Below are 22538 nucleotides of genomic sequence, written 5' to 3'. Positions count from 1 at the left end.
ACCGTCTCACGGCCCCGAATCGATCATTTATAACCGAACACATTGTTCCGAAACAAGAAGGAGGATCCCTTGAGCGCAGGAAAGCTCCTCCACGGTCACTCAAGACACAGCCACGGGGGCGGCACGATCGATTACCCGCGGGGTTACGACGTTCTGGCCGAAATCGGCTTCCTCGGACGCCGCCGCGGCGTTTTCACGCGTCTGGCCGCGCTGTCGGGCGCCGAGCAGGGCCATCAGATCGTGGACGTCGGATGCGGCACCGGCTACCTGACCCGGATGCTGGCTCCGATCGTGGGTCGCGAAGGGCGGGTGACCGGCCTCGACCCGTCGCCGGCGATGATCGGCCACGCCCGTCGGCGTTCACCTGACAACTGCTCCTATCAGGTGGGCGAGGGGCAGGCGATGCCTTTCCCCGACGCCTCGTTCGACATCGCGGTTTCCAGCTTCGCCGTTCATCACATGCCCGTCTCCGCCCGCGGCACCGCCGTAAGGGAGATGTTCCGCGTCCTGCGGCCGGGTGGCCGGCTGCTGATCGCCGAGTTCCGCCCGCCGGCCAACCCCCTCGCCGCCCGCCTCGCGGCCGTGCTTGCCGGTCCCGCCATGCGGCCCACCATGCCGGAACTGCTCGCCGACCTGGTTCCCGGCGCCGGTTTTCGCGTCGAGAGCACGGGCACGGTGGGACCGGTGCTCTACTACGTCACCGCCGTTCGTCCGCTCGATGCCCCTTCCTGAGAACCACCTCGCGCCGGGCGAACCGCCTGTGCGCGGCGGCGGTACGCGCCGCGCACAGGCGTACGAGCTCAGCGGCCGGGCCGGTCTCGCCAGGTGATGAGCGCGTCGAGCGCCTCCACGTGGGAGCCCCGCACGAGCAGAGGGTTGATCTCCAGCGACTCCAGGTCGTCGCCGAGACTCCCGGCGAAGGCGGCGACCCGGGCCACGACCGCCGCGACGGCGTCGAGATCGGCGGGCTCGGTGCCACGAGCGCCCCGCAGCAGCGCGGCGCCGCGCAGTTCGTCCAGCGCCCGCCGCACCTCGGCCGCGTCCACCGGCAGGACGCGCAGCGCCGTGTCACGCAGCGCCTCCACCCAGATCCCGCCCAGGCCGACGGCCAGGGTGAGCCCCCACGCCGGGTCCCGTACGACGCCCACCAGCAGTTCCACGCCGCCGCCGCGCTGCGGCTGGACGAGCGCGCCCACCCGGCCGGCGCCGGGGACCGCCGCGGCGGCGGCCACGACCTCGCGGTAGGCCCGCTCGACGTCCCGCGCGCCGGACAGGCCCAGCCGGACCCCGCCGATGTCGCTCTTGTGCCCCAGCCCTTCCGCGGCGACCTTGAGGACGACCGGGTAGCCGAACCCGACCGCCGCCGCCACCGCCGACTCCTCGTCGTGCACCAGCTCGCCGGGCACGACCGGGATCCCGGCCGACGACAGCAGAGCGGCGGCGCGGTGCTCGGCCCACACGCCGGTCCCCGGCTCGACCAGCGGGGCGTTTCCCGCAGCCTCGGCCGGGACGGCCGCGTCCGCCGCCTCGACCGCGGCGCGGTAGGCCCGCCCCCATCGGACGGCGGCGCCGATGGCGTGCATGCCGTGCTCGATGCCGCCCGCGACGTACGGGAACCCGGCCTGCCGCTGGACGTCGCGGCCGAACTCGGTGACGTCGGTCAGCACGTTGCTCACGACGACGACCGGCATCGGCGCCTCGGCCATGCGCCTGGCGCTCGCCGAGAACGTGGCGTACACGGGGGCGGGGTCGGGCGGGGCGACGCGCGGGAGGTCCGACAGCAGCATGACCGCCTCCACCCCGGGATCGGCGGTGACGGCCTCCAGCGCGCGGCCGAGCAGCGTGCGGTCGATGAGCACGTAGCCGGTGACGTCGAGGGGGTTCTGCACGGTCCCGAAGGCGGGCACGATCTCCCGCAGCCGGGCGACGGTCTCCGGGGCGAACGCCGGCAGCTCCAGCCCCTCGTCCTCGGCCCGGTCGGCGATGATCTCCGACGCGCCGCCCGAGGGCGTGACGACCCCGATCCGCGCGCCTGGCAACGGGCCCACCTCGGCGAGCAGGCCCGCGGTGATGATGAGGTCCTCAAGCGACCGCACCCGCACCACCCCGAGCTGCCGGAACGCCGCGTCGATCACGTTGTCGTCGCCCACGAGCGCGCCGGTGTGGGCCTGGGCGGTGCGGGAGGCGAGCCGGCTGCGGCCGATCTTCAGCGCGACGATCGGCTTGCCCGCGAGCAGCGCCCGGCGCGCCGCCCGGGAGAACGCGGCCGGGTCGCGGACCGACTCGAGGAACAGCGCGATGGCCTTGGTCGCCGGGTCGTCCACCAGGTAGTCGATCACGTCGGTGACGGTGACGAGCGACTCGTTGCCCATCGAGGTGAGCAGGCTGACCCCGACGTTGCGGGCCTGGGCGAAGCCGAGCACCGAGCTGGCCAGAGCGCCGCTCTGCAGCACCACCCCGACCGACCCGCGCAGCAGCGGGGACGGGATCGGCAGGCCGTACGGCGTGACGTCGGCGGCGGCGTTGATGAAGCCGTTGCCGTTCGGGCCGAGCATGGTGAGGTCGCTCTCCCGGGCGAAGTCGACGATCTCCGCCTCCAGGGCGGCGCCCTCCGGCCCGGTCTCGCCGAAGCCCGCCGTGAGGATCACGTAGTGACGGATGCCGAGCTTGGCCCCCTCGCGCAGCACGGGCAGCACGGCCGTGGTCGGCACCATCACGTACGCGAGGTCGACCTGGCCGGGGATGTCGGACAGGCTTCGGTGGGCCTGCTCGCCGTGCACGACGCCGCCGCGCGGGTTGACCAGGTGCACGGGCCCGCGGAAGCCGTGCGTACGGAGGTTGGTCAGCGTGCTGATCGACCAGCCGGACTTGTCCGTCGCCCCGACCAGGGCGATCGACCGGGGGTTGAACAGCTCTCCTACCGGCATCCTCACTCCCCGATCGTGCCGAGGCGGGCGTGGCCCCTGAGCAGGTTGCGAGCGATCGTCCGGCGCTGGATCTCGTCGGTGCCCTCGAAGATCCGCAACAGGCGCAGCTCGCGATACCACCGTTCGATCGGCAGTTCCTTGGTGTAGCCCATGCCCCCGTGGATCTGCAGCACGCGGTCGACGACCTGGTTGGCCATGACGGCGCCGTTCAGCTTGGCGATCGAGGAGGCGTGCCGGGCGTCCATGCCCTGCTGGACGCGCCAGGCGGCGTGCAGCGTGAGCCACTTGGCCGCCTCGATCTCCACCTGCGAGTCGGCGATCATCCACTGGATCGCCTGGTATTCGGCGATCGGCTTGCCCATCGACATGCGGATCTTGGCGTAGTCGATCGCCATCTGCAGCATGCGCTCGGCCGAGCCGACCGCCCGCGCGGGGATCATGTAGCGGCCCTGGCCGATCCACTGCATGGCCAGTTCGAAGCCCCTGCCGAGCTCGCCGAGGATGTTCTCCTCCGGCACCCTGACGTCCTCGAACACCAGCGAGGCCGGGCCCCACTGCCCCATCGTCGGGATCGGCTCGGACTTCCAGCCCATGTCGCGGTCGGCGAGGAAGCAGGTGACGCCGCCGTTCGCGCCCCTGTCCGGGTCGGTGACGGCGAACACCATCACGAAGTCGGCCTCGTTGCCGCCGGTGATGAAGGTCTTCTCGCCGTTGATGACCCAGTCGCCGCCGTCCTTGACGGCACGCGTACGGATGTTGCGGGCGTCCGACCCCGCGCCCGGCTCGGTGATGGCGAAGCAGGAACGGCGTTCGCCCTCGATGGTCGGGATGAGGTAGCGCTGCTTCTGCTCCTCGGTGCCGGCGTAGAGGATGTTGTCGGCCGACCCGCCGAAGCTGAACGGCACGAACGTCCGTCCCATCTCCATGGCGATGATCGCGGACATGACCGCGCCCAGGGCGGCTCCGCCGTACTCCTCGGGGGTGTTGATGCCCCAGAAGCCCATCTTCTTCGCCTTGAGCCGCAGGTCGCGGAGGACCCCGGGATCGAGCCCGGGGCCGCCGGCGCGCTCGCTGCGCAGCACCTCGGGTTCGAGCGGCATGATCTCCCGCTCCACGAACGCGCGGATGGTGTCACGGATCTGCAGTTCCTCTGGGCTCAGGGAGAAGTCCATCGACGCGACTCTTTTCTAGAATTGCTCTCTAGGAATCGGTTCCAGCCTGGTTCCCCGCCGAAGAGGTGTCAAGAGGTCTGGAATCAGTTTCTAGAATTCGACCGGCTACGATGGTGCCGTCCCTGGAAAACGCGCCGGCCGTGGACCCGCCGTCCCCGGAAACAAGGAGCCCAGATGGCACGCAAGCCCGGCGGCAAGAGCGGCTCGTGGGAGTGGAGCCGCACCGCCCAGACGCGTAAGAGCATGCTTCAGGCCGCCCGCGAGGTCTTCTCGGAGCACGGCTTCGCCGACGCCAACGTCGCGGACGTCGTCGAGCGCGCCGGCTCCAGCGTCGGCAGCCTCTACCACCACTTCGGGGGCAAGACCGAGCTGTTCCTCGCGCTGTACGAGGAGCACCAGGCCGCCCACGAGGAGGCCGCCGCCGCCGGCGTCGCCGCGGCCAAGCAGGCGGGCGTGAAGGACCCCGTCGAGCTGTTCATCGAGGGAGCCAGGGCGTTCCTGGAAGGGTCCTGGCAGCGGCGCGACCTGGCCCGGCTGTTCATGGACGGCGATGGGCCGCCCGGGTTCGAGCTGATGCGGCGCACCCGCGGCCGGGAGTGGGTCCGGCAGAACGCCGTCCTGCTCGGCGCGGCGAACACGCCGACCGACCGCCTCACGGTCTCGGTCCTCACCAGCGTGATCGGCGAGGCCGGCCGCGAGGTCGCGACCAGCGAGACCGAGGAGGAGGCCCATGAGGTCGTCGAGGCGGCGATCGCGCTGATCCGCCGCTTCGGCGACCCCCTGGCCACCCACGAAGGCACGACCGACGCCGCAGGTGCGATGGAAGCGGGAGTCGCCGGGAGCTGACCCCGGCGCCCTGACCCCGGCGCCCTGACCCTGGCGCCCTGGCCCCGGTGACGGCCCGCGCCTCCACGTCAGGCGGGGCGGAAGGCCGCCCTGCCCCGGTCGATGACGACGGTGCCGTCGTCCTTTGCTGTGCGGAACAGGGCCGTCGCACCGTCGCCGGACGTCCAGATCGAGACGGTCAGCGTCTCGCCGGGGAAGACCGGCTTGCTGAACCGTCCCGACATGGCCGCGAAGCGAGCCGGATCCGATCCCGCCACCGCGTGCAGCAGCGCCCGACCGGTGATCCCGTACGTGCACAGCCCGTGCAGGATCGGCCGGGGGAAGCCGGCGCGGGCGGCGAAGACGGGGTCGGAGTGCAGCGGGTTGCGGTCCCCGGACAGCCGGTAGAGCAGCGCCTGGTCCTGGCGGGTCTCGTACGTCACCGTGTGGTCCGGCGGCCTGCCGGGCTCGGCCCACTCGTCGCGGGGGCCGCGCTCGCCCCCGAAGCCGCCCTCGCCGCGGATGAACACCGAGCTGCGGCTCGTGATCAGCGATTCGCCGCTTTCGGCGTCCGCCGCCCTGGCCTCGGTCGTCACCAGCGCCCCCGAGCCCTTGTCGTAGATGCCGGTCACCGTCGAGGTGGTCCGCACGCGACCGGCGGACGGCAGCTCGCGGTGCAGTTCGAACGCCTGCTCGGCGTGCACGAGCATGGCCGGGTCGAAGTCGCCGAGCCGCCGTCCGGTGGGGGCCTGGGCGGCCAGGACCGCGAAGGTCGGCAGCACCCGCTGCCGGATCCCCGCCGAGTTCTCCGTGGTGAAGGTGAGCTCCTCGGTGCCCGCCCCGACGCCCAGCGCGTACAGCAGGGTGTCGGCGGACGTCCACGACCGCTCGTACGGCGCGCTCTCCACCCCGATCAGACTGTGGTCGAGCGGCATGTCAGCTCTCCCCCTCCGGGATGCGCCCGCTGGTGAGGGCGTTCGGCACGGCCTTGTCCACCAGGGCGGGGATCACCTCGCCCAACTCGGCCGGATCCCACCGGGCGTCCTTGTCCACCCCCGGCCCGGCGTGCCAGCCCTCGGCGACGCTGATGTGCCCGCCCCGCACGTTGAAGACGCGGCCCGTGATCCCCCGCGACTGCGCGCTCGCCAGCCAGACCACCAGCGGCGCGATGTTGTCCGGCGCCGAGGGATCGAAGCCGCCCTCGGCGGGCCGCCGCCCGCCCGGGATGAGGTTCTCGGTCATCCGGGTGAGCGCGGCGGGCGCGACCGCGTTGACCGTCACGCCGTAACGCGCCAGTTCCTTGGCCGCGATGATCGTCAGCGACGCGATTCCCGCCTTGGCCGCGCCGTAGTTGCCCTGGCCCGGGTTGCCGTAGATGCCGGACGACGACGTGGTGTTGATCACCCGGGCGTCCACCGGCTCTCCGGCCTTGGCCTTGGATCTCCAGTAGGCGGCGGCGTGCCGCAGCGGGGCGAAGGTGCCGCGCAGGTGCACCCGGATGACCCCGTCCCACTCGTCGGCGGTCATGTTGACGAGCATCCGGTCGCGCAGGATGCCCGCGTTGTTGACCAGGACGTGCAGGTCGCCGAAGGTCTCCACGGCCCTTTCGATCATGCGGCGCGCGCCGTCGAAGTCGGAGACGTCCTCGCCGTCGACCACGGCCTCGCCGCCCATGGCCCTGATCTCCTCGACCACCTCGCCCGCGGCGCCGGTGGACGACCCGGTGCCGTCGACCTCCGCGCCGAGGTCGTTCACGACGACCCTGGCGCCCTGGCGCGCGAACTCCAGCGCGTGTCCCCGCCCGATGCCCCGCGCGGCACCGGTGACGATCACGACACGGCCTTCCATGATTCCGCCCATGCGCTGCTCCCTTGACTCGACCTTGACCGGACCGCGTGTGAACGTGATTCTAGTAATGGAATCTAGAATTCGGTAGGGAGGAGCCGGTCATGATCCAGCTCGCCGTTCGATGACGGCCGTGCCGCAGACCATCGCGGCGGACCCCGGCGAGCGGGAGCGGCTGCGCCGCGCCTGGCGGACGCTGTCGGTCGTGAGCATGGCCAGCGTCCTGACCGCGCTCGGCGGCAGCGCGCTCAACGTGGCGCTCCCCGAGGTCGTACGGCAGACGCACGCGAGTGCGGACGCCGCGAGCTGGATCCTGCTCGCCTTCCAGCTCACGACGACCGTGCTCATGGTCGTGTTCGGCCGGCTCGCCGACCTGTTCGGGCGGCGGGCGATGTACCTCGGCGGCCTGGCCACCTACACCGTCGCCAGCCTGCTGGCCGGGCTCGCGCCGAGCGCGTGGGTCATCGTGGCGCTGCGCGTGCTGCAGGCGGCGGGCGGGGCCATGCTGCTGACCAACAGCGCCGCCCTGGTGACCGACGCCTTCCCCAAGTCGCGACTCGGCGAGGGGATGGGCGTCTACACCGCGTCCTTCTCCATCGCCCAGCTCGCCGGCCCGGCGCTCGGGGGCCTGTTCACCGAGCACCTCGGCTGGCGCTGGGTGTTCTGGTACAACGTGCCCCTCGGCATCGCGTGCCTGGTCTGGGGCGCGGTCGCCCTGCGGCCCGGACCGCCGCAGGGCCGCGACCAGGGGCTCGACCTGTCGGGCAACGCGCTCGTGCTCGCCTGTCTCGGCGGCCTGCTGCTCGCGCTGTCGGAGGTGACCAGGCTCGGCTGGGGACATCCGATGGTGGTGTCCGGGCTCGTCGTGTTCGCCGTGACGCTGCCGCTGTTCGTCGTGCGCGAGCTGCGGGCCCGTCATCCCGTGGTGGACATCCGGATGTTCCGCGACGTCACGTTCGCCCTCGGGACGCTGGCGTCGTTCCTCAACTCGACCGCCCGGGTCGGAGTGGTGCTCCTCGTGTCGCTGTTCTTCCAGGCCGTCCGCGGGGAGGACCCGGTGCGCGCGGCGGTGAAGGTGCTGCCGCTCTCGATCGCGGCGATGGCGGCGTCGGTCGCGTCGGGCTTCCTGCTGCGCCGTCTCGGCCCGCGCACGGTGGCCGTCGCCGCGACCTCGCTGACGACGGCGGGCCTGGCCGTCCTGCTGTGCCTGATCTCCCCCGGCGTCTCGTCGACGGCGCTCATGGCCGCCCTCGTGCTGATCGGCGTCGGCTCGGGCATGTTCCTGCCCTCCAACACGACCGCGATCCTCGACGGGGTGCCGTCGCACCGGCTGGGGATCGTGAACGCCATGCGTCTGATGCTGCAGAACACCGGGGTGGTGGTCGGCACCGCGCTGGTGCTGTCGATCATCACGGTGCCGCTGCCGGCCGGGCTGCACGACGCCGTCTTCGCGGGAACGCTGTCCCACGTCTCGTCCACGGCGGTCGAGCAGCTCGTGACCGGCTACCGCTGGGCGCTGGCCTGCATGACCGCCGTCTCCGCGCTGGCCGTGCTGACCTGCTTCACCAGAAGGCGGGCGGGCTCGTCCGTCAGCTGAGGACGCGGCCGTGCCGGTCGCGGGCCTTCAGCCGCACGGTGGGCATCTCGGGGGCGGGCAGCGGCTCCTGCCCGCCCGGGACGACGCCGAAGCGGCCGCCCCTCATCCAGTCGTCACGCGCCCGCGCGATCTCCTCGTGCGAACGGCCGACGAAGTTCCACCACATCACCAGGGGCTCCTCGAACGGCGTGCCGCCCAGCACGAACAGCCGGGCCGGACCGGCCGCCTCCATCGGCACCGCCGTACGGCCCTGGCCGAGATAGAGCAGCGAGCCCGGGCTCAGCGCGACCCCGGCCACCTCGGCCGTGCCCGACATGGCCAGCACCGCCGTCTCGAAGGCCGGGTCCACCGGCAGCCTGTGCCGCCGGTGCTGTCCGGGCGGCCCCTCGAACAGCACCTCGGCCCCGAGCAGCGGGGTGTGCACGAGGGCGGGCGAGCGCAGCGGCCCGGCCTCGCCCACCACGACGGTCACCGTGACGTCCCCGTCGCGCAGCACGGGCAGGGCGGCGTGGTGCTCGAACCGCGCCTGTCCGTGCCGGGCCTCCTCCGGCAGCGCGACCCACAGCTGCAGGCCGTGCATGCCCGGCGGGTGCTCCGGCGGCGTCTGCTCCGAATGGGCGATGCCGTGGGCGGCGGTCATCAGGTTGAGCTGCCCGGGCACGATCGACTGGACGTTACCGAGGCTGTCGCGGTGCAGGATCTCCCCCTCCGCGAGCCACGTGACCGTCTGCAGGCCGGTGTGCGGGTGCGGCGGCACCTGCATGCCCGGCCGGCCGGTCACGTCGTCGGGCCCGAAGTGGTCGACGAAGCACCAGGCGCCGACCATCCGGCGCGGGCGCTGCGGGAGCAGCCGCCGCACGGTCGTGTAGCGGCCGAGCGGCACGTCGTGGCCGGGCAGGAGCACGCTCTCCGGCTCCGCCTCGGCCGCCACGGTGCATCCGTACAGCGCCGGCTCCCCGGGGGTCACTTCGAGCCCTCCCCGCCGTCGAAGAACCTGGCCCGCTGATCGGCGGGCACCAGGTCGAGGTAGTCCGGGTGCCGCTCGATGTACCGCTTCACGAACGGGCAGAACGGCAGGACCGACAGCCCGGCGTCCCGGGCGGCGTCGAGCGCCGCCCGGACCAGCGTCGAGCCGAGGCCGCGGCCCCCGAAGGCCGGGTCGATCTCCGTGTGGGTGAAGGAGATTCTCTGCCCGTGGAGCCGGTATTCGGCGAACCCGGCGAGTGCGCCGTCCACGGTGATCTCGAAGCGGCTCGCCTCCGGGTTGTCGGCGACCTGCGGTTCTGACTGCTGCATCGGCTTTCCTTCTTCCAGGATCGTCGTCAGGCGGCGATCGTCGCGTGCATCTCCCACACGAGGATCTCGGCGGGCTCCGTCGCGGTGACCTTCTGCCCGCCGGTGGCGGTGAACCGTACGGCGTCGCCGGTCTCCAGAGTGCCCGCACCCTCCAGGGTGACGGTCCCCCGGGGTACGAACAGGTGCAGGAACGGCGCCTCGGGCAGCTCCACGCTCTGACCCGGCTGGAGGCGTGCGGCGTACAGCGCGGCGTACCGGTTCTTGATGCGGATCGCCGCCTCGCCGGCGTGCTTGTCCATACCGCTGGCGACCGGCACCAGGCCGCCGGCCAGCAGCTCGTTCTCGATCTCCAGCTGCTCGTAGCCGGGCGTGATGCCGGGCTCGTCGGGGACCACCCACATCTGAACGAAGTGCACGGGCTTGTCGTGGGTGTCGCCGCCGGTCAGCCGCCAGGAGTCGTTCTTCTCCGAGTGCAGGATGCCGGTGCCGGCACTCATGCGCTGGGCCAGGCCCGGGTAGATGACGCCGTTGTGGCCCTCGGAGTCCTGGTGGACCAGGGAGCCCTGGAGCACCCAGGTGACGATCTCCATGTCGCGGTGCGGGTGGGTCTCGAAGCCGGTGCCCGGGTGGACGACGTCGTCGTTGTTGACCAGCAGCAGCCCGTGGTGGGTGTTGTCGGGGTCGTAGTGGCCGCCGAACGAGAACGAGTGCTTGGAGTCAAGCCAGGAGATGCGGGTGGCGAAACGCTCGGCCGCCCGGCGGACGTCCACACGAGGGTTCAGCGTGGTCGTGGTCATGGGGTGCCCTTTCCTCGGCGCCATGTAGATGATGTGTCATCTACTGGTGCCTGACAACATACATGACGAGTCATTGATTCCGGCTAGCCTGGGGGCATGAACAGCCCTCGGTGGCTCGACGCGGACGAGCAGCGCGCCTGGCGGGCGTACCTGCGCATGCAGGGCCGCCTGACGGCCCGGCTCAACCGGCAGCTGCAGGCGGACTCGGGTCTGTCCCTGGCGGACTACGACGTCCTCGTGCACCTCACCGACCGGGAGGAAGGACGGCTGCGGCCGTACGAGCTGCAGCGCGACCTGCAATGGGAACAGAGCCGCCTGTCCCACCAGCTGACCCGGATGCAGCGCCGGGGGCTCGTCCGGCGCGAGGAGTGCGTGGACGACGGCCGCGGCGCGTACGTCGTGATCACCGAGGAGGGCCGCAGGGCCATCACCGCCGCCGCCCCCGGGCACGTGGAGACCGTGCGCCGCCTGTTCTTCGACGGCCTCACCCGCGAACAGGTCACCGCGCTCGAACGGCTGACCGCGGACGTGCTCGACCGGCTCGGCTAGAGCCTTCGGCGCGGCGGCACCGGCGTCCTGGCCGGCCTTCTTGCGTGACGTCACGATCTGACCATTCCAGCGGCCGTGCCGCCTGGGTAGCGTCGGAACATGATTCACCGTGGTGGCTGGGCGGCGGTCAGCCGGCCCCATGTGGTCGACGCGGGGCTCGTGGTCTTGGCCGTCGTGATCACTGCTCTCACGCTCCGGGGGCCGGCGTACGTGTCAGCGGGACTCGCGGTCGCGGCGCCGGCCCTGCTCGTGCGCAGATCCCGGCCCGCCCTGGTCGCCGCGATCACCATGGGGGCGGATCTGGCGGCGATGTCCGCGCTGGTCGCCGCGGGTGCGGCCGCACCGCTGCTGGTCGGGGCCGCGGCCACGATCGCGCTGTACAGTCTGGGCCGCCACGGCGAGAGGGTGTGGCTGACGGGTACGGCGCTCACGGTCGGCTACGTCACGGTCGTCATGATGGTCAATCCGGTGAACCCGGTGGGCAACGTCATGCAGATCCTCGCGGCCGTCCTGCTCGGCAGGCTGCTGCTGTCGCGGCACTGGCTGCTGGAGCGCCGGAAGCGGCGAGCGGCAGAGACCGCCGTGTCGGCCGAGCGGCGCCGCATCGCCAGAGAACTGCACGACGTGGTCGCTCACCACATCACCGTGATCAACGTGCTGGTCGGGGCAGGGCGCACGACGATGGCGAGCGATCGGGCCGCGGCGGAGGAGGCGTTCGTGACGGCCGAGCGGACCGCCCGGCAGGCCATGGCCGAGATGCGGCAACTGCTGCATGTGCTGAGGGCCGATGACACGGCGGAACCCATGGATCACACCGGAATCGGCGTCGCGGGCGTGCCCGCGCTGGTCGAGCAGGCCCGGCTGCCCGCGGAGCTGGACGTCACCGGCGAGGCCGTGCCCCTCCCCGCGGCCGTCGACCACGCGGTGTACCGGATCGTCCAGGAGGCGCTGACCAACGTACGCAGGCATGCCCCGGCGGCGCGTGCGCGCGTCCGGCTCTCGTACCTGCCGGGCTCCGTCGAGGTGGAGGTCACCGATGACGGCACGGGAACGCCGGCGCGAAGCCGTGGTGGTTTCGGGCTGCGCGGGATGGCCGAACGGGTGGCGCTGATCGATGGGGTTCTGACGACCGGTCCCCGGCCGGAGGGAGGCTTCCGGGTGCATGCCCGTCTGCCCCTCGCCATGCGGGAGAGGAGGCCGGAAGATGATCATCACAGTGCTGCTCGTGGATGACCAGGTCTTGGTCCGCAAGGGATTCGGAATGATCGTGAACGCGCAGGGAGACATGTGCGTCGCGGGTGAGGCAGGCGACGGCGAGCAGGCTGTGCGTCTCTGCGCCGAGCTGCGCCCTGACGTGGTGCTGATGGATGTGCACCTGCCGGGCCTGGACGGAATCGCCGCCACCGAACAGATCACGGCGGCGCTGCCGGGAGTCCGGGTGCTGGCGCTGAGCATGTACGACATGGACGAGTACGTCGTGGACATGTTGCGCGCGGGCGCGTCCGGTTTCCTGCCCAAGGACATCTCGCCCGAGGACCTGGTCGAGAGCGTGCGAGTCGTTCACCGAGGCGAGTCGGCGGTGGCGCCGCGTCTGCTGACCCGGCTGATCGGCGCGTTCGTCCGGGCCGGCAGGCCGCGCGGGTTCGGTGGCCATGGCGCGGCGGGCTCGGCGGGCGCGGTGGGCGCGCTGAGCGAGCGCGAACGCGAGGTGCTTCTGCTCATCGGCAGGGGACTGTCCAACTTCGAGATCGCAAGGGCTCTCCTCCTGGCGCCTTCCACCGTGAAGAACCACGTCACCAACGTCTTCGCGAAGATCGGAGCGCGCGACCGGGCGCAGGCCGTGATCACCGCCTACGAGTCGGGCCTCATCACCCCGGGCGAATAGGAGACCCAGGACCACGCTCCTAGCGCCGCCGGTCACCGGTGCCGGGCTCCCAGCGGGAGACCGTGCCGCCGGAGGACGATTTCCGCAGGCCCGGCCGCGAGGCTGGACAGGTGATCACCACAGCGAATCTCACCAAGCGCTACGGCCGGACCTTCGCCGTGAACGGGCTGTCCTTCACGGTGGAAAGCGGCCGGGTCACCGGCTTCCTCGGTCCGAACGGAGCGGGTAAGTCAACCACGATGCGCATCATCCTCGGGCTGGACCGGCCCACCGCGGGCGACGCGCACATCGACGGCAGGCCCTACCGGGAGTTCGAGCAGCCGCTTCGCAAGGTGGGGGCGCTGCTCGACGCCAGGTCCGTGCACGGCGGCCGCTCGGCCCGTAACCACCTGCTGTGTCTCGCCTACAGCAACGGGCTGCCCGCCTCCAGGGTCGGCGAGGTGCTCGAAGAGGTCGGGCTGGCCTCGGTGGCCGACCGCAGGCTCGGCGGGTTCTCCCTCGGTATGTTCCAGCGGCTGGGCATCGCGGGAGCGCTGCTCGGCCATCCGGAGGTGCTGCTGTTCGACGAGCCGGTCAACGGGCTCGACCCCGAGGGGATCGTGTGGGTGCGCACGCTCATGCGCCGCCTGGCCGCGGAGGGGCGCACCGTGCTGGTCTCCAGCCACCTGATGAGCGAGATGGCGCAGACCGCCGATCACCTGATCGTCATCGGCAGGGGACGGCTCCTCGCGGACGCGGGCGTCTCCGACTTCATCGGGCGCAGTTCTCAGAGATACGTACGGGTGCGCTGTGCCGATACGGCCCTGCTGGCGTCGCACCTGCCCGAGGGGAGCACCACCGCGCACGGCGACCACGTCCGGATCACCGGCATCAGCGCCCGGGCGGCCGGCGAGGCCGCGGCGGCGGCCGGGATCGCATTGCACGAGCTCGTCGAGGTGCGGCCGACCCTGGAGGCCGCCTACATGGAGCTGACCCAGGCCAGCGCCGAGTTCACGACGGGGCGGCCATGATCGGCCTCCTGCGCTCCGAATGGGTCAAGCTCCGCTCCATCCGCTCCACCGTCTGGACGATGGCCGGCCTCGTCGTCGTCATGGTCTCCTTCGCCTACCTCAACAGCGCCATCGCCTCCCGCGACGCGGAGCGATTGCCGGCGGGCGAGGCGACCTGGACGGCCCTCGGCGCGGCGCCGTTCGCGTCCCTCATCGTGGCCTCGCTGGGCGTCCTCGCGATCAGCTCGGAGTACCGCACCGGCATGATCCGCACCACCCTGCTCGCGGTGCCGCGCCGAGGGCGCATGCTGGCGGCCAAGGCGGCCACGTTCGCCGTGTTCACCTTCGTCGTCAACCTGCTCACGTGCCTGGCGGCGTTCCTGGTGGGGCAGGCCGTGCTCGGCTCCCACGGCGCGTCCCCGGAGGAGCCCGGCGTCCTGCGCATGGTCGCCGGATGCGCCCTCTACCTCACCGGGACCGGACTGTTCGGGCTCGCCCTCGGCGCCCTGGTCAGGCACACCGCGGGCGGCGTCGTGGCCGTCATCGTGGCGCTCTTCGTGCTGCCGCAGCTCGTCGGGATGCTCCCGGACGGGGCCGGCGCGCGGCTCATGCCCTACGTCACGAGCGTGGCGGGGATGCGGATCATGTCCTCGGCCCCGGGCGTGCTGACCCCGTGGGCCGGATTCGGTGTCTTCTGCCTGTGGCTCGCGGCCGCCGCGCTCGCCGCGCTCGTCCTGCTCGGAAGGCGTGACGCCTGACGCCCGCGCCGGACGGTACGGCGGGACGGCGCGCACCCGGTGACCTAGCTGACGAGGCCCTCGGGGAAGACGACGTCGGCCACTCCGGGGACGGTCCTGGCGACCAACTCGGCGATGCGGGCCGACCGCTCGTCGCCCGGGCCGTACAGCTCGACGACGCCGTCCCGCACGGCCGCGCCGAACGACGCGGTGTCGGCGCAGTCGCGCAGCGCCGCGAGCACGTCCTCGCGGATCCGCTCGTCTCCCTGGGCCAGCAGGCCCATCAGGTCGCGGCGGCTGACGATCCCCACGAGCTCGTCGTCGCGCAGGACGGGGACGCTCTTCACCCCGGTAGTGATCATCAGTTCGACCAGGTCCATGGTGTCGGCGCCGTCCCCGACGGTGGCGACGCGCGGCGTCATGACCTCCTCGACGAGCGCGGGCGGCCTGCCGGTGGGCAGGGCCTCGGGACGCAGGAAGGCCCGGGGATTGGCCCCGAACTCCCCGCGCAGCAGGTCCATCTCGCTGACGATCCCGACCATCCGCCCGGCCGAGTTCACCACCGGAGCGGCCGTGATGTCCTGCTCGTACAGCAGGCGGACGGCCTGCTTGATCGTCGCCGTGCGCCGGACTGTCACCACCGGCGTCGTCATGATCTCTCGGACCAGCATCGTGACCACCTCCTACGCGGCCGGTGCGAGGGCGAGCGTGCCGCCGGGCGCCGGCAGGACCCGCGTGCCGAAGTCCCGGCAGACGCCGTCGAGCGTCGCCCGCAGCCACTCGCGGTCCTCCGGGCAGGCGTGCCGCAGCCGCATCCGCACGGCCCGCATCGGCGCCATCCGCAGCTCCAGCAGCCGCCCCGACGCCGCCTCGGCCGTCGCGAAATACAGCAGCCGCAGATCGTCGCGGAACTCCTCGTAACCGGCGATGCCCTCGTAGTCGTCGATCAAGTCGCCGCAGCCGTAGAGGATCAGCCGGTCCCGGTACAGCTCGGCCGGGCGGGGGTGGTGCGAGGAGTGGCCGTGGACGAGGTCGACGCCGCCCTCGACCAGCGCGTGCGCGAACTCGACCTGGTCGTCCTCGACCTCGTAGCCCCAGTTGGAACCCCAATGGATGGAGACGACCACGATGTCCCCCGGCCGTCTGGCCTGCCGGACACAATGGACCGTCTCCGCCGCGGCGTCGCGGGACGGCCCGGCGAGGAAGGCCACCCCGGGCCGGTCGCGGGCCGCCGCCCATCCGCCGGGGACGCCGCTGGACGGCATCGCGACCGCGAACACCAGGACCCGCCCGCCGCCCGGCAGGGCCACGATCGCTGGCCGTCGCGCCTCGTCCTCGTCCCGTCCCGCACCCGCCTGGTCGAGCCCCGCCTCCGCCAGCGCGTCCAGCGTCTCGGCGAGCCCGCGTACGCCGAAGTCGAGCACGTGGTTGTTGGCCAGCACGCACACGTCGGGCCGGGCCACGGCCAGGGCGGGGAGGTTGGCCGGGTTCATCCGGTAGTGCACCTGCTTGCCCGGCGCGAAGTCGCGGCTGCGGGTGACACTCGTCTCCAGGTTCAGCACCCGTACGTCGGGGGCGGCCTCGTCCAGCACCTCCAGGGCGTCGCCCCAGGGCCAGGAGTAACCGCCCGGCCGCGGAATCGGGCCGTTGGCCGCCTCCGCCAATTCGACGTACGCGCGGGCGTCCCGGACGGACGACTCCTCGATCGCGGGATCGCCGGGGTGCGGAAGGATCTGGTCGACGCCCCGGCCCAGCATGACGTCGCCGCACAGGAACAGCGTCACCGGGTCCCCCGCCGCCGACCGCATCTCACCCCTCCTCGGTGAGTACCGCACAACGGGCGCCGCCAGGACAGTGGGGGAAGTCCCTGTGGTGGGCAAGCCACAGGCGGACGAGGGCGGCTTCGAGGTCGCGCACGTCCAGCCCCGCCTCGCCGGCGATCTCCCGCAGCCGATCGAGGGGGTGGTGCCCCGCACCGAACAGCCCGGCGTGCCGCCCGGCTTCCAGTGCCCGGTCGTCCGGCGGCGGGTCCACCCCGGGCCAGACGCCGCGCAGTTCGCGCAGGAACAGCGCGACCGTCACCGGGCCCCAGCCCGGCAGCGCGCCGAGCGCGGCGCGGGTCTCGTCCAGGCCGTCCCCGCGCAGCGCGCCGGCCTCGCCGCCCACCGACTCGGCGAGGCGGAGCAGCCGGGTGGCCGTGCGGTAGTCGTAGCGGGCGTAACCGCCGCGGTCGAGGATCTCGACCAGTTCCTCCCACGTGCGGCCTTCGACGTCGGAGATCCCGCGCACCCCCGCCTCGGCCATCGCCCGGTAGGTCCGTACGGCGATCGCGGCGGAGATCCGCGCGCCGAACAGCGTCGCCGCGAGCAGCCACCGCTCGACCTCGCGGTCCCCCCGGTCGACGTCGATGCCCATTTCACGGGAGAACCGGCCGCCCAGGGTCTCGACGAGACGGCGCGCGCGGTCCGGCAGGCAGGCCGGGTCCCTGTCCGCCGCCGTACGGCTCCGCGTCCTGGACGTCACACTTCCATACTCCCCCCTGGCCGCCCGCCGCCACCGGGCGGCGTCAGGCGCCGGACAGCAGGTCGTCCATACCCTCGTCCCGGTGGAGGCGGCCGATCGCCTCGGCCAGCAGCGGGGCGACCGGGCACACCTCCAGCGACGGCAGGGCCGTCTCGTCCTGCGGCAGGGTGTCGGTGACGACCAGGCCCCGGATCAGGCCCCGGATCTCCGCACGGCGCAGTCGCTCCCACGCGTCCCCGGCGAACAGGCCGTGCGTCGCGGCGACGGCGAACGGCGGCACCGCTCCCTGTGCGAGCAGGGCCTCGACGGCCGCCTCGATCGTCGCGCCCGTGCTGATCATGTCGTCGACGACCAGCGCGGGGCGGCCGGTGACGTCGCCGAAGACCTGCTCGGCCCGCACGTCCGCCCCGGTCAGCCGCGTCTTGCGCACCAGCGCGACGGGCCGCGCCAGCAGGCGGGCGTAGTGGCGGGCGAGCTTGATCGCGCCGAGGTCGGGCGCGACCACCACCGCCTCCTCCGGCAGGCCGCGCCCGGCGGTGCGGGCGAGGGCGGGCACGGCCGTCAGCGTCTCCACCGGCATCGGACACACCGCCTCCAGCGCGGCCGTGTGCGGGTCGACCGCGATCAGGCGCTCGACCCCGGCCGAGGCGAGCGCGGCCACCACCACCCGCAGCCCGATCGCCTCCCCTTCGCGGCGGCGCCGGTCCTGCCGGGCGTATCCCACGTAGGGCACGACCGCCGTCAGCCGGGCCGCGCCGCCCCGCCGGCAGGCGTCGGCGAGCAGCAGCGCCCCCATGACGTGCTCGTCTACGGACGGCCCGGTGGGCTGGACCATATAGACATCCGCGCCTCTGACACCGGTGACGACCGGCCGCGACTCGCCGTCCGGGAACCGCTCGACCACCGGGACGGACGGCTCCAGGTCCAGCGCGGCCGCGACGGCGACGGCGAGCGGGCGGTTGGCCGTCCCTGCCACGATCCGCAACCTCATCGCCGCCCCCCTCAAGCACCCACTGGCACCGTCCCCCGTAGACGCCTGAGGCAAGCGTGGCGCGGCCGGACCGGGGGTCCGGGGGCGTCCCCCCGGGTGCACCGCTCAGGTCACACGGCAGAGGATCTCGCCGTGCAGGACGCTGAACCAGGCGTCCTCGCTCGCGGCCCACTCCCGCCAGCCGTCGGCGATCCGCCGCAGGTCGTCCCGCGTGGCGTGGCCGCCCTCGACCGCACGGTCCGCGTAGGAGGACTGGACCGTGCGGTCGGCCCACAGCCCGCCCCACCAGTCCCGTTCCTCCGGGGTGGCGTAGCACCAGGTGGACGACGACGAGGTGATGTCGGTGAATCCGGCCTCCCTGGCCCAGGCGCGCAGGCGGCGCCCGGCGTCGGGATCGCCGCCGTTGGCCCGGGCCACCCGGCGGTAGAGGTCCAGCCAGTCGTCCAGGGCCGGAATCTGCGGATACCAGACGAAGCCGGCGTAGTCGGAGTCGCGCACCGCGACGATCCCGCGCGGCTTGGTCACCCGCCGCATCTCGCGCAGCGCGGCCACCGGGTCGCCGACGTGCTGCAGCACCTGGTGGGCGTGCACCACGCAGAAGGAGGCGTCGGGGTAGCCGAGCGCGTGAACGTCGCCGGTCGTGAAGCTCACGTTGCCCAGTCCGCGCCCCTCCGCCTCGCGGCGGGCCTGCTCCAGGATGCCGGGCCCGGTGTCGAGGCCGATCACCTCGCCCTGCGGCACCAGTTCGGCCAGGTCCGCGGTGATGGTGCCGGGGCCGCAGCCGACGTCCAGGATCCGCATGTGGGGCTTCAGCGCGCCCAGCAGGTACGCCGCGGAGTTGGCGGCCGTGCGCCAGCGGTGGGAGCGCAGGACGGACTCGTGAAAGCCGTGGGTGTACACGGCCGTTTCTTGTGCCATGCGGACACCCTTCCACACGTCTCGATATTTGAGCAATTATGTCTCATATTAAGAGACAGCGAACCGGCGGCGTGAGCGTGAGGTGGTCGCCCGCGGTTGATTCCCGGGCCCGAGCGGGGGCATGGTGATCGGATGACCAGCGATGAGGTGCGCGACGGAGTCACGCTGACCAACCTCGACCAGCCGCTGTTCGACGGCGCGGGCGCGATCAAACGCGACCTGGTCGACTACCTGGACGCGGTCCGCGACCGCGTCATCCCGGTGCTGCGCGAGCGGCCGCTGTCGGTGGTGCGGGTGCGGCAGGGCCAGGCGCCGTTCATGCAGAAGAACGTGCCCTCCTACGCCCCGGACTTCGTGCGGACGGTCACCGTCTGGGCCGAGTCGTCGCAGCGGCGCGTGTCGTACGCCCTGTGCGACGACCGGCGCACCCTGCTGTGGCTCGCCAACCAGAGGGCGGTGGAGTATCACCCCGCCCTCGTCCACGCCGGCGACTGGGACCGCCCCACCCATCTCGTCCTCGACATCGACCCGCCGTCGGCCGAGGCCTTCCCGCAGGCCGTCGCCGCCGCGCGCCTGATCGGCCGGGCGCTGGCCGACGCCGGTCTGTCGGGCGCGGTGAAGACCAGCGGCGCCAAGGGCCTGCACGTGTTCGTGCCGCTGGAGGCGCACACCACGGTGGACGTCGCCGCGGCCACCCGCGCCCTCGGCGTGCGCGCCGAGCGCCTCGATCCCGCCCTCGCCACGACGGCGTTCATCCGGGAGGACCGCGGGGACAGGGTCTTCATCGACTCGACCCGGTCGGGCGGGGCGACCGTGGTGGCGGCCTACAGCCCGCGCGTACGGCCCGGCGTTCCCGTGTCGTTCCCGGTGGCCTGGGACGACCTGGAGCGGGTCGCCCCCGGCGACTTCACCGTCCACACGGCCCCGGAGCTGCTGCGGGACGGCGACCCCTGGGCCGCGCTCATGCCGGAACCCCAGCGGCTCCCCCGCGACCTGGTCGAGGAGGGCCACACGATCCCGGTCGCCCGCGTCCAGGCCATGCACGAGGGCAAGCGCCGCGCCCGCGCCCGCCGCGCCACCTCGTGAGCAAGTTGGCGACATCGTGTTGCTATAGTTCGCGACATGTCGTCGCCAACCTCGCGCCAGAGCTGGGTCCCCCTCGTCGTGCTCGCCACGGGCGTGTCGATGGTCGTCATCGACGCCACGATCGTGAACGTGGCGGTGCCCGCGATCATCTCCGACCTGGGCCTCGGCGCCACCGACGTGGAGTGGGTCAACTCGATCTACTCGCTGATGTTCGCCGCGCTGCTCATCCCGTTCGGCCGGGCCGGCGACCGGTACGGCAGGCGGCGCCTGTTCGCCCTGGGGGTCGCGGTCTTCCTGCTGGCGAGCGTGCTGGCGGCGACGTCGGTGAACGGGCCCATGCTCATCGGCGTACGAGCCGTGCAGGGCGTGGGGGCGGCGATGGCCGTGCCGATGACCCTCGCGATCATCAACCGCGTCTACGTGGGACGTCAGCGGGTGATCGCCTTCGCGGTCTGGGGCTCCATCATCGGCGGCATGGCCGCCGCCGGTCCGCTGGCGGGGGGCTGGCTCGTCACCGAGCACGGCTGGCGGGCCGCGTTCTGGATCAACCTGCCCATCGGCGCGCTGCTCCTGCTCGGATCGTTGCGGGTGCCCGAGTCGCGGGACGGCCACGCGACGGGCGGCGACCTGGCCGGGCTCGTCCTCGCCGTGCTCGGCACGACCGGCGTCGTCTTCGCGCTGATCGAGGGCCAGAAGTACGGCTGGTTCGAGCCGCGGCGGACCGCGGACCTGTTCGGCCTGCGGTTCGAGAGCGTCTCCCCCGTGCCGTTCGCCTTCGGCATCGGCATCCTCGCGCTGGTCGCCCTCGTCGTGCGCGAACGGCGGCGCGAGCGCGCCGGCCTGCCCGTGCTCGTCGACCTGACGCTGTTCGAGCTGCCGAGTTTCCGCTACGGCGCGATGGCGGCGGTGATCGTGGCGCTCGGCGAGTTCGGCATGATCCTCGTGCTGCCGCTCTTCCTGCAGTCCGCGCTCGGCTACACCGCCTTCCGGGCCGGCCTCGTCATCGCCGCGCTGGCCCTCGGCACCTTTCTCGCGGGCGGGCTGGTCCCCCCGCTGTCGAAGAAGTGGTCGCCGCGGACCATCGTGCGGATCGGCCTCGCCATGGAGGCCGTCGGGGCTGCCGGGATCGGCCTGTCCCTGTCTCCGGACATGGGCGCCTGGCGGCCCGTGCCGTGGCTGCTCCTCTACGGCGCGGGCATCGGCTTCGCCACCGCACAGCTCACCGGCGTCCTCATGGCCGACGTGCCCGCGCGGCTGTCCGGCGGCGCGTCCGCGCTCCAGAGCACGGTCCGCCAGCTCGGCGCGGCGCTGGGAGTCGCCGTCCTCGGCGGGGTGCTGGTGTCGGGGCTCGGCTCGGCCGTCGAGCGCGGGCTCGCCGACCGGCCCGAGCAGGTGCGCACGAGTGCGGCGCGCGCGGTCGAGGAGAGCGCCGGCGCCGCCATCCCCGCGCTCCGCGACCCCGTGATCCGCGCGGTGGCGGTCGACGCCGCCTCCGAGGCGACCCGCAGGGTCACGTTCATCACGGCGCTGACGCTGCTGGCCGGGGTCGGCGTCACCCTCCTGCTCCCCCGCACCCCCGTCGCGAAGGACGAGTCGCCGGAGCGGGTCGCGGCGGGCGGGCCGGATACTGGAGGCCGCGACCTGGACACGTAGCGACCCTGGAGGGGGTAATGCCGAGGATCAGCGCGGCGACCGTCGCGGACCACCGGGCCAACCAGCACGCCGCCCTATTGGAGGCGGCGCGGGAGATCCTGGCCGCCGAGGGCGTGCACGGGCTCACCCCGGCGGCCGTCGGCGCCCGGATCGGCCTGGCCCGCTCCAGCGTCTACCGCTACTTCTCCTCCACCGCCGACATCCTGGCGCAGCTCGTGGAGGACGCCTTTCCCCGCTGGTCGGCCCGCCTGCGCGCCGCCATCGCCCCCGCCGGCCCGGACGCCTCGCTCCCCGCCAGGATCCGCGCGTACGGCAGGGCCGCGCTCGACTTCGTCGGCAGCCCCGACTACGCGCTGATCCCGGCGCTGCAGGCGATCGGGCTGCCGGGCGAGTGCCGGGTCCGGGTGGACGAGCTGCACGGGGAGCTGATCGCGCCGCTCGCCGACGCGCTGCGCGAGGCCGGGGCCGACCATCCGGCGCTGCGGGCCGAGCTGGCGTGGGGCGTGGTGCGGGCGGGAGCCCGCCGCCTCATGCCCGACGCGGCGGCACACGACCCGGAGCCCGCGGCGGACGCGGACCCGGACGACATCATCGAGATCACCCTCGACGTGCTCACCCGCGCCTTGCGCTGATCCCCGCCCGCCCGCACGAGCCGGGCCGGTAGACGAGCCGGTGCCTCAGAGCGGCGTCGTCCCGCGCCGTTTCCTGCCGCCGTCACCCGAGCCGTGACATTGCCATGACATCACCG

At 72.8% G+C, this 22538-nt stretch carries 23 protein-coding genes; 11 read left to right on the top strand and 12 right to left on the bottom strand.

Features of this window, described 5'->3' with window-relative positions:
* The first annotated feature begins 69 nt into the window (after positions 1 to 69).
* A complete protein-coding gene (locus ACIBK1_RS24645) occupies positions 70 to 732 on the top strand; it encodes a class I SAM-dependent methyltransferase (protein ID WP_396737948.1) in 663 nt (220 codons plus the stop codon).
* Positions 733 to 800: 68 nt separating this feature from the next.
* Here the strand turns inward: ACIBK1_RS24645 and ACIBK1_RS24640 are convergent, their stop codons facing one another.
* On the bottom strand, positions 801 to 2927 hold the full coding sequence (locus tag ACIBK1_RS24640) for an acetate--CoA ligase family protein (protein WP_396737945.1): 2127 nt from the start codon (positions 2925 to 2927) through the stop codon (positions 801 to 803).
* A gap of 2 nt (positions 2928 to 2929) precedes the next feature.
* Positions 2930 to 4099: an acyl-CoA dehydrogenase family protein gene (locus tag ACIBK1_RS24635; RefSeq protein WP_030511803.1), complete on the bottom strand. Its 1170-nt coding sequence runs from the start codon at positions 4097 to 4099 to the stop codon at positions 2930 to 2932.
* Between the two features lie 174 nt (positions 4100 to 4273).
* On the opposite strand from ACIBK1_RS24635, the gene ACIBK1_RS24630 reads away from it, so the two are divergent.
* Positions 4274 to 4945, top strand: a complete 672-nt coding sequence (locus tag ACIBK1_RS24630) for a TetR/AcrR family transcriptional regulator (RefSeq protein ID WP_081903978.1) — start codon at positions 4274 to 4276, stop codon at positions 4943 to 4945.
* A 68-nt stretch (positions 4946 to 5013) separates the two neighbouring features.
* Here ACIBK1_RS24630 and ACIBK1_RS24625 read toward each other — a convergent pair whose 3' ends face one another.
* On the bottom strand, positions 5014 to 5859 hold the full coding sequence (locus tag ACIBK1_RS24625) for a MaoC/PaaZ C-terminal domain-containing protein (RefSeq protein ID WP_396737942.1): 846 nt from the start codon (positions 5857 to 5859) through the stop codon (positions 5014 to 5016).
* A 1-nt stretch (position 5860) separates the two neighbouring features.
* Complete coding sequence (locus ACIBK1_RS24620; RefSeq protein WP_396737939.1) at positions 5861 to 6784, bottom strand: SDR family oxidoreductase; 924 nt, start codon at positions 6782 to 6784, stop codon at positions 5861 to 5863.
* A 118-nt stretch (positions 6785 to 6902) separates the two neighbouring features.
* On the opposite strand from ACIBK1_RS24620, the gene ACIBK1_RS24615 reads away from it, so the two are divergent.
* Positions 6903 to 8366: an MFS transporter gene (locus tag ACIBK1_RS24615; RefSeq protein WP_231514154.1), complete on the top strand. Its 1464-nt coding sequence runs from the start codon at positions 6903 to 6905 to the stop codon at positions 8364 to 8366.
* Here the strand turns inward: ACIBK1_RS24615 and ACIBK1_RS24610 are convergent.
* The 3 genes from ACIBK1_RS24610 to ACIBK1_RS24600 are packed head-to-tail and all read right to left on the bottom strand — an operon-like array spanning position 8359 to position 10459.
* Complete coding sequence (locus ACIBK1_RS24610; protein WP_051762630.1) at positions 8359 to 9333, bottom strand: pirin family protein; 975 nt, start codon at positions 9331 to 9333, stop codon at positions 8359 to 8361. The genes ACIBK1_RS24615 and ACIBK1_RS24610 overlap by 8 nt on opposite strands.
* Positions 9330 to 9662: a GNAT family N-acetyltransferase gene (locus ACIBK1_RS24605; protein ID WP_030511797.1), complete on the bottom strand. Its 333-nt coding sequence runs from the start codon at positions 9660 to 9662 to the stop codon at positions 9330 to 9332. The genes ACIBK1_RS24610 and ACIBK1_RS24605 overlap by 4 nt, the downstream gene beginning before the upstream one ends.
* A gap of 26 nt (positions 9663 to 9688) precedes the next feature.
* Positions 9689 to 10459 (bottom strand): pirin family protein, encoded by a 771-nt coding sequence (locus ACIBK1_RS24600; RefSeq protein ID WP_030511796.1) that lies wholly within the window; start codon positions 10457 to 10459, stop codon positions 9689 to 9691.
* Between the two features lie 96 nt (positions 10460 to 10555).
* Between ACIBK1_RS24600 and ACIBK1_RS24595 the strand changes: the two genes are divergently transcribed.
* From ACIBK1_RS24595 to ACIBK1_RS24575, 5 genes are all read left to right on the top strand, one after another.
* Positions 10556 to 11008: a MarR family winged helix-turn-helix transcriptional regulator gene (locus ACIBK1_RS24595; RefSeq protein ID WP_030511795.1), complete on the top strand. Its 453-nt coding sequence runs from the start codon at positions 10556 to 10558 to the stop codon at positions 11006 to 11008.
* A 99-nt stretch (positions 11009 to 11107) separates the two neighbouring features.
* Complete coding sequence (locus tag ACIBK1_RS24590) at positions 11108 to 12241, top strand: sensor histidine kinase (protein ID WP_396737935.1); 1134 nt, start codon at positions 11108 to 11110, stop codon at positions 12239 to 12241.
* Positions 12213 to 12893 carry a response regulator gene (locus tag ACIBK1_RS24585; protein ID WP_396737932.1) on the top strand — a complete coding sequence of 227 codons (681 nt, stop codon included), beginning with the start codon at positions 12213 to 12215 and terminating at the stop codon, positions 12891 to 12893. The genes ACIBK1_RS24590 and ACIBK1_RS24585 overlap by 29 nt, the downstream gene beginning before the upstream one ends.
* Before the next feature lie 110 nt (positions 12894 to 13003).
* The gene (locus ACIBK1_RS24580; protein ID WP_396737929.1) at positions 13004 to 13903 is read left to right on the top strand and encodes an ABC transporter ATP-binding protein; all 900 of its coding nucleotides are present in this window, start codon (positions 13004 to 13006) and stop codon (positions 13901 to 13903) included.
* Entirely contained in the window at positions 13900 to 14640 is a 741-nt protein-coding gene (locus ACIBK1_RS24575) for an ABC transporter permease (RefSeq protein WP_030511791.1), read from the top strand. The genes ACIBK1_RS24580 and ACIBK1_RS24575 overlap by 4 nt, the downstream gene beginning before the upstream one ends.
* A 44-nt stretch (positions 14641 to 14684) precedes the next feature.
* On the opposite strand, the gene ACIBK1_RS24570 is transcribed toward ACIBK1_RS24575, so the two are convergent.
* From ACIBK1_RS24570 to ACIBK1_RS24550, 5 genes are all read right to left on the bottom strand, one after another.
* On the bottom strand, positions 14685 to 15290 hold the full coding sequence (locus ACIBK1_RS24570) for a CBS domain-containing protein (protein WP_076435213.1): 606 nt from the start codon (positions 15288 to 15290) through the stop codon (positions 14685 to 14687).
* 12 nt (positions 15291 to 15302) lie between these two features.
* Positions 15303 to 16427: a CapA family protein gene (locus tag ACIBK1_RS24565; protein WP_396737926.1), complete on the bottom strand. Its 1125-nt coding sequence runs from the start codon at positions 16425 to 16427 to the stop codon at positions 15303 to 15305.
* Between the two features lies 1 nt (position 16428).
* Positions 16429 to 17142, bottom strand: coding sequence for a hypothetical protein (locus ACIBK1_RS24560; RefSeq protein WP_051762627.1), 714 nt, complete (start codon positions 17140 to 17142; stop codon positions 16429 to 16431).
* Positions 17143 to 17185: 43 nt separating this feature from the next.
* Positions 17186 to 18133, bottom strand: coding sequence for a ribose-phosphate diphosphokinase (locus tag ACIBK1_RS24555; RefSeq protein WP_030511787.1), 948 nt, complete (start codon positions 18131 to 18133; stop codon positions 17186 to 17188).
* Positions 18134 to 18238: 105 nt separating this feature from the next.
* Positions 18239 to 19051, bottom strand: coding sequence for a methyltransferase domain-containing protein (locus ACIBK1_RS24550; RefSeq protein WP_030511786.1), 813 nt, complete (start codon positions 19049 to 19051; stop codon positions 18239 to 18241).
* Between the two features lie 132 nt (positions 19052 to 19183).
* On the opposite strand from ACIBK1_RS24550, the gene ACIBK1_RS24545 reads away from it, so the two are divergent.
* The 3 genes from ACIBK1_RS24545 to ACIBK1_RS24535 are packed head-to-tail and all read left to right on the top strand — an operon-like array spanning position 19184 to position 22422.
* Positions 19184 to 20137, top strand: coding sequence for a DNA polymerase domain-containing protein (locus ACIBK1_RS24545; RefSeq protein ID WP_396737921.1), 954 nt, complete (start codon positions 19184 to 19186; stop codon positions 20135 to 20137).
* A gap of 36 nt (positions 20138 to 20173) precedes the next feature.
* The gene (locus tag ACIBK1_RS24540; RefSeq protein WP_051762626.1) at positions 20174 to 21790 is read left to right on the top strand and encodes an MFS transporter; all 1617 of its coding nucleotides are present in this window, start codon (positions 20174 to 20176) and stop codon (positions 21788 to 21790) included.
* A gap of 17 nt (positions 21791 to 21807) precedes the next feature.
* A complete protein-coding gene (locus tag ACIBK1_RS24535) occupies positions 21808 to 22422 on the top strand; it encodes a TetR/AcrR family transcriptional regulator (protein WP_030511783.1) in 615 nt (204 codons plus the stop codon).
* The last annotated feature ends 116 nt before the right edge of the window (positions 22423 to 22538 follow it).

Origin of the sequence: Microbispora rosea (genome assembly GCF_044460045.1) — a bacterium.
GTDB classification, from domain to species: Bacteria; Actinomycetota; Actinomycetes; order Streptosporangiales; family Streptosporangiaceae; genus Microbispora; species Microbispora rosea.
Note: the sequence above shows the minus strand (reverse complement) of the source record. Positions and strands in the feature narration are given on the sequence as shown.

Bases quoted from the DNA above. Each gene is read 5' to 3' on its own strand.
- ACIBK1_RS24635 (WP_030511803.1), bottom strand. From the start codon at position 4,099: ATGGACTTCTCCCTGAGCCCAGAGGAACTGCAGATCCGTGACACCATC.
- ACIBK1_RS24570 (WP_076435213.1), bottom strand. From the start codon at position 15,290: ATGCTGGTCCGAGAGATCATGACGACGCCGGTGGTGACAGTCCGGCGC.
- ACIBK1_RS24585 (WP_396737932.1), top strand. From the start codon at position 12,213: ATGATCATCACAGTGCTGCTCGTGGATGACCAGGTCTTGGTCCGCAAG.
- ACIBK1_RS24540 (WP_051762626.1), top strand. From the start codon at position 20,174: ATGTCGTCGCCAACCTCGCGCCAGAGCTGGGTCCCCCTCGTCGTGCTC.
- ACIBK1_RS24555 (WP_030511787.1), bottom strand. From the start codon at position 18,133: ATGAGGTTGCGGATCGTGGCAGGGACGGCCAACCGCCCGCTCGCCGTC.
- ACIBK1_RS24535 (WP_030511783.1), top strand. From the start codon at position 21,808: ATGCCGAGGATCAGCGCGGCGACCGTCGCGGACCACCGGGCCAACCAG.
- ACIBK1_RS24630 (WP_081903978.1), top strand. From the start codon at position 4,274: ATGGCACGCAAGCCCGGCGGCAAGAGCGGCTCGTGGGAGTGGAGCCGC.
- ACIBK1_RS24595 (WP_030511795.1), top strand. From the start codon at position 10,556: ATGAACAGCCCTCGGTGGCTCGACGCGGACGAGCAGCGCGCCTGGCGG.
- ACIBK1_RS24620 (WP_396737939.1), bottom strand. From the start codon at position 6,784: ATGGGCGGAATCATGGAAGGCCGTGTCGTGATCGTCACCGGTGCCGCG.
- ACIBK1_RS24565 (WP_396737926.1), bottom strand. From the start codon at position 16,427: ATGCGGTCGGCGGCGGGGGACCCGGTGACGCTGTTCCTGTGCGGCGAC.
- ACIBK1_RS24625 (WP_396737942.1), bottom strand. From the start codon at position 5,859: ATGCCGCTCGACCACAGTCTGATCGGGGTGGAGAGCGCGCCGTACGAG.
- ACIBK1_RS24590 (WP_396737935.1), top strand. From the start codon at position 11,108: ATGATTCACCGTGGTGGCTGGGCGGCGGTCAGCCGGCCCCATGTGGTC.
- ACIBK1_RS24545 (WP_396737921.1), top strand. From the start codon at position 19,184: ATGACCAGCGATGAGGTGCGCGACGGAGTCACGCTGACCAACCTCGAC.
- ACIBK1_RS24640 (WP_396737945.1), bottom strand. From the start codon at position 2,927: ATGCCGGTAGGAGAGCTGTTCAACCCCCGGTCGATCGCCCTGGTCGGG.
- ACIBK1_RS24605 (WP_030511797.1), bottom strand. From the start codon at position 9,662: ATGCAGCAGTCAGAACCGCAGGTCGCCGACAACCCGGAGGCGAGCCGC.
- ACIBK1_RS24575 (WP_030511791.1), top strand. From the start codon at position 13,900: ATGATCGGCCTCCTGCGCTCCGAATGGGTCAAGCTCCGCTCCATCCGC.
- ACIBK1_RS24600 (WP_030511796.1), bottom strand. From the start codon at position 10,459: ATGACCACGACCACGCTGAACCCTCGTGTGGACGTCCGCCGGGCGGCC.
- ACIBK1_RS24550 (WP_030511786.1), bottom strand. From the start codon at position 19,051: ATGGCACAAGAAACGGCCGTGTACACCCACGGCTTTCACGAGTCCGTC.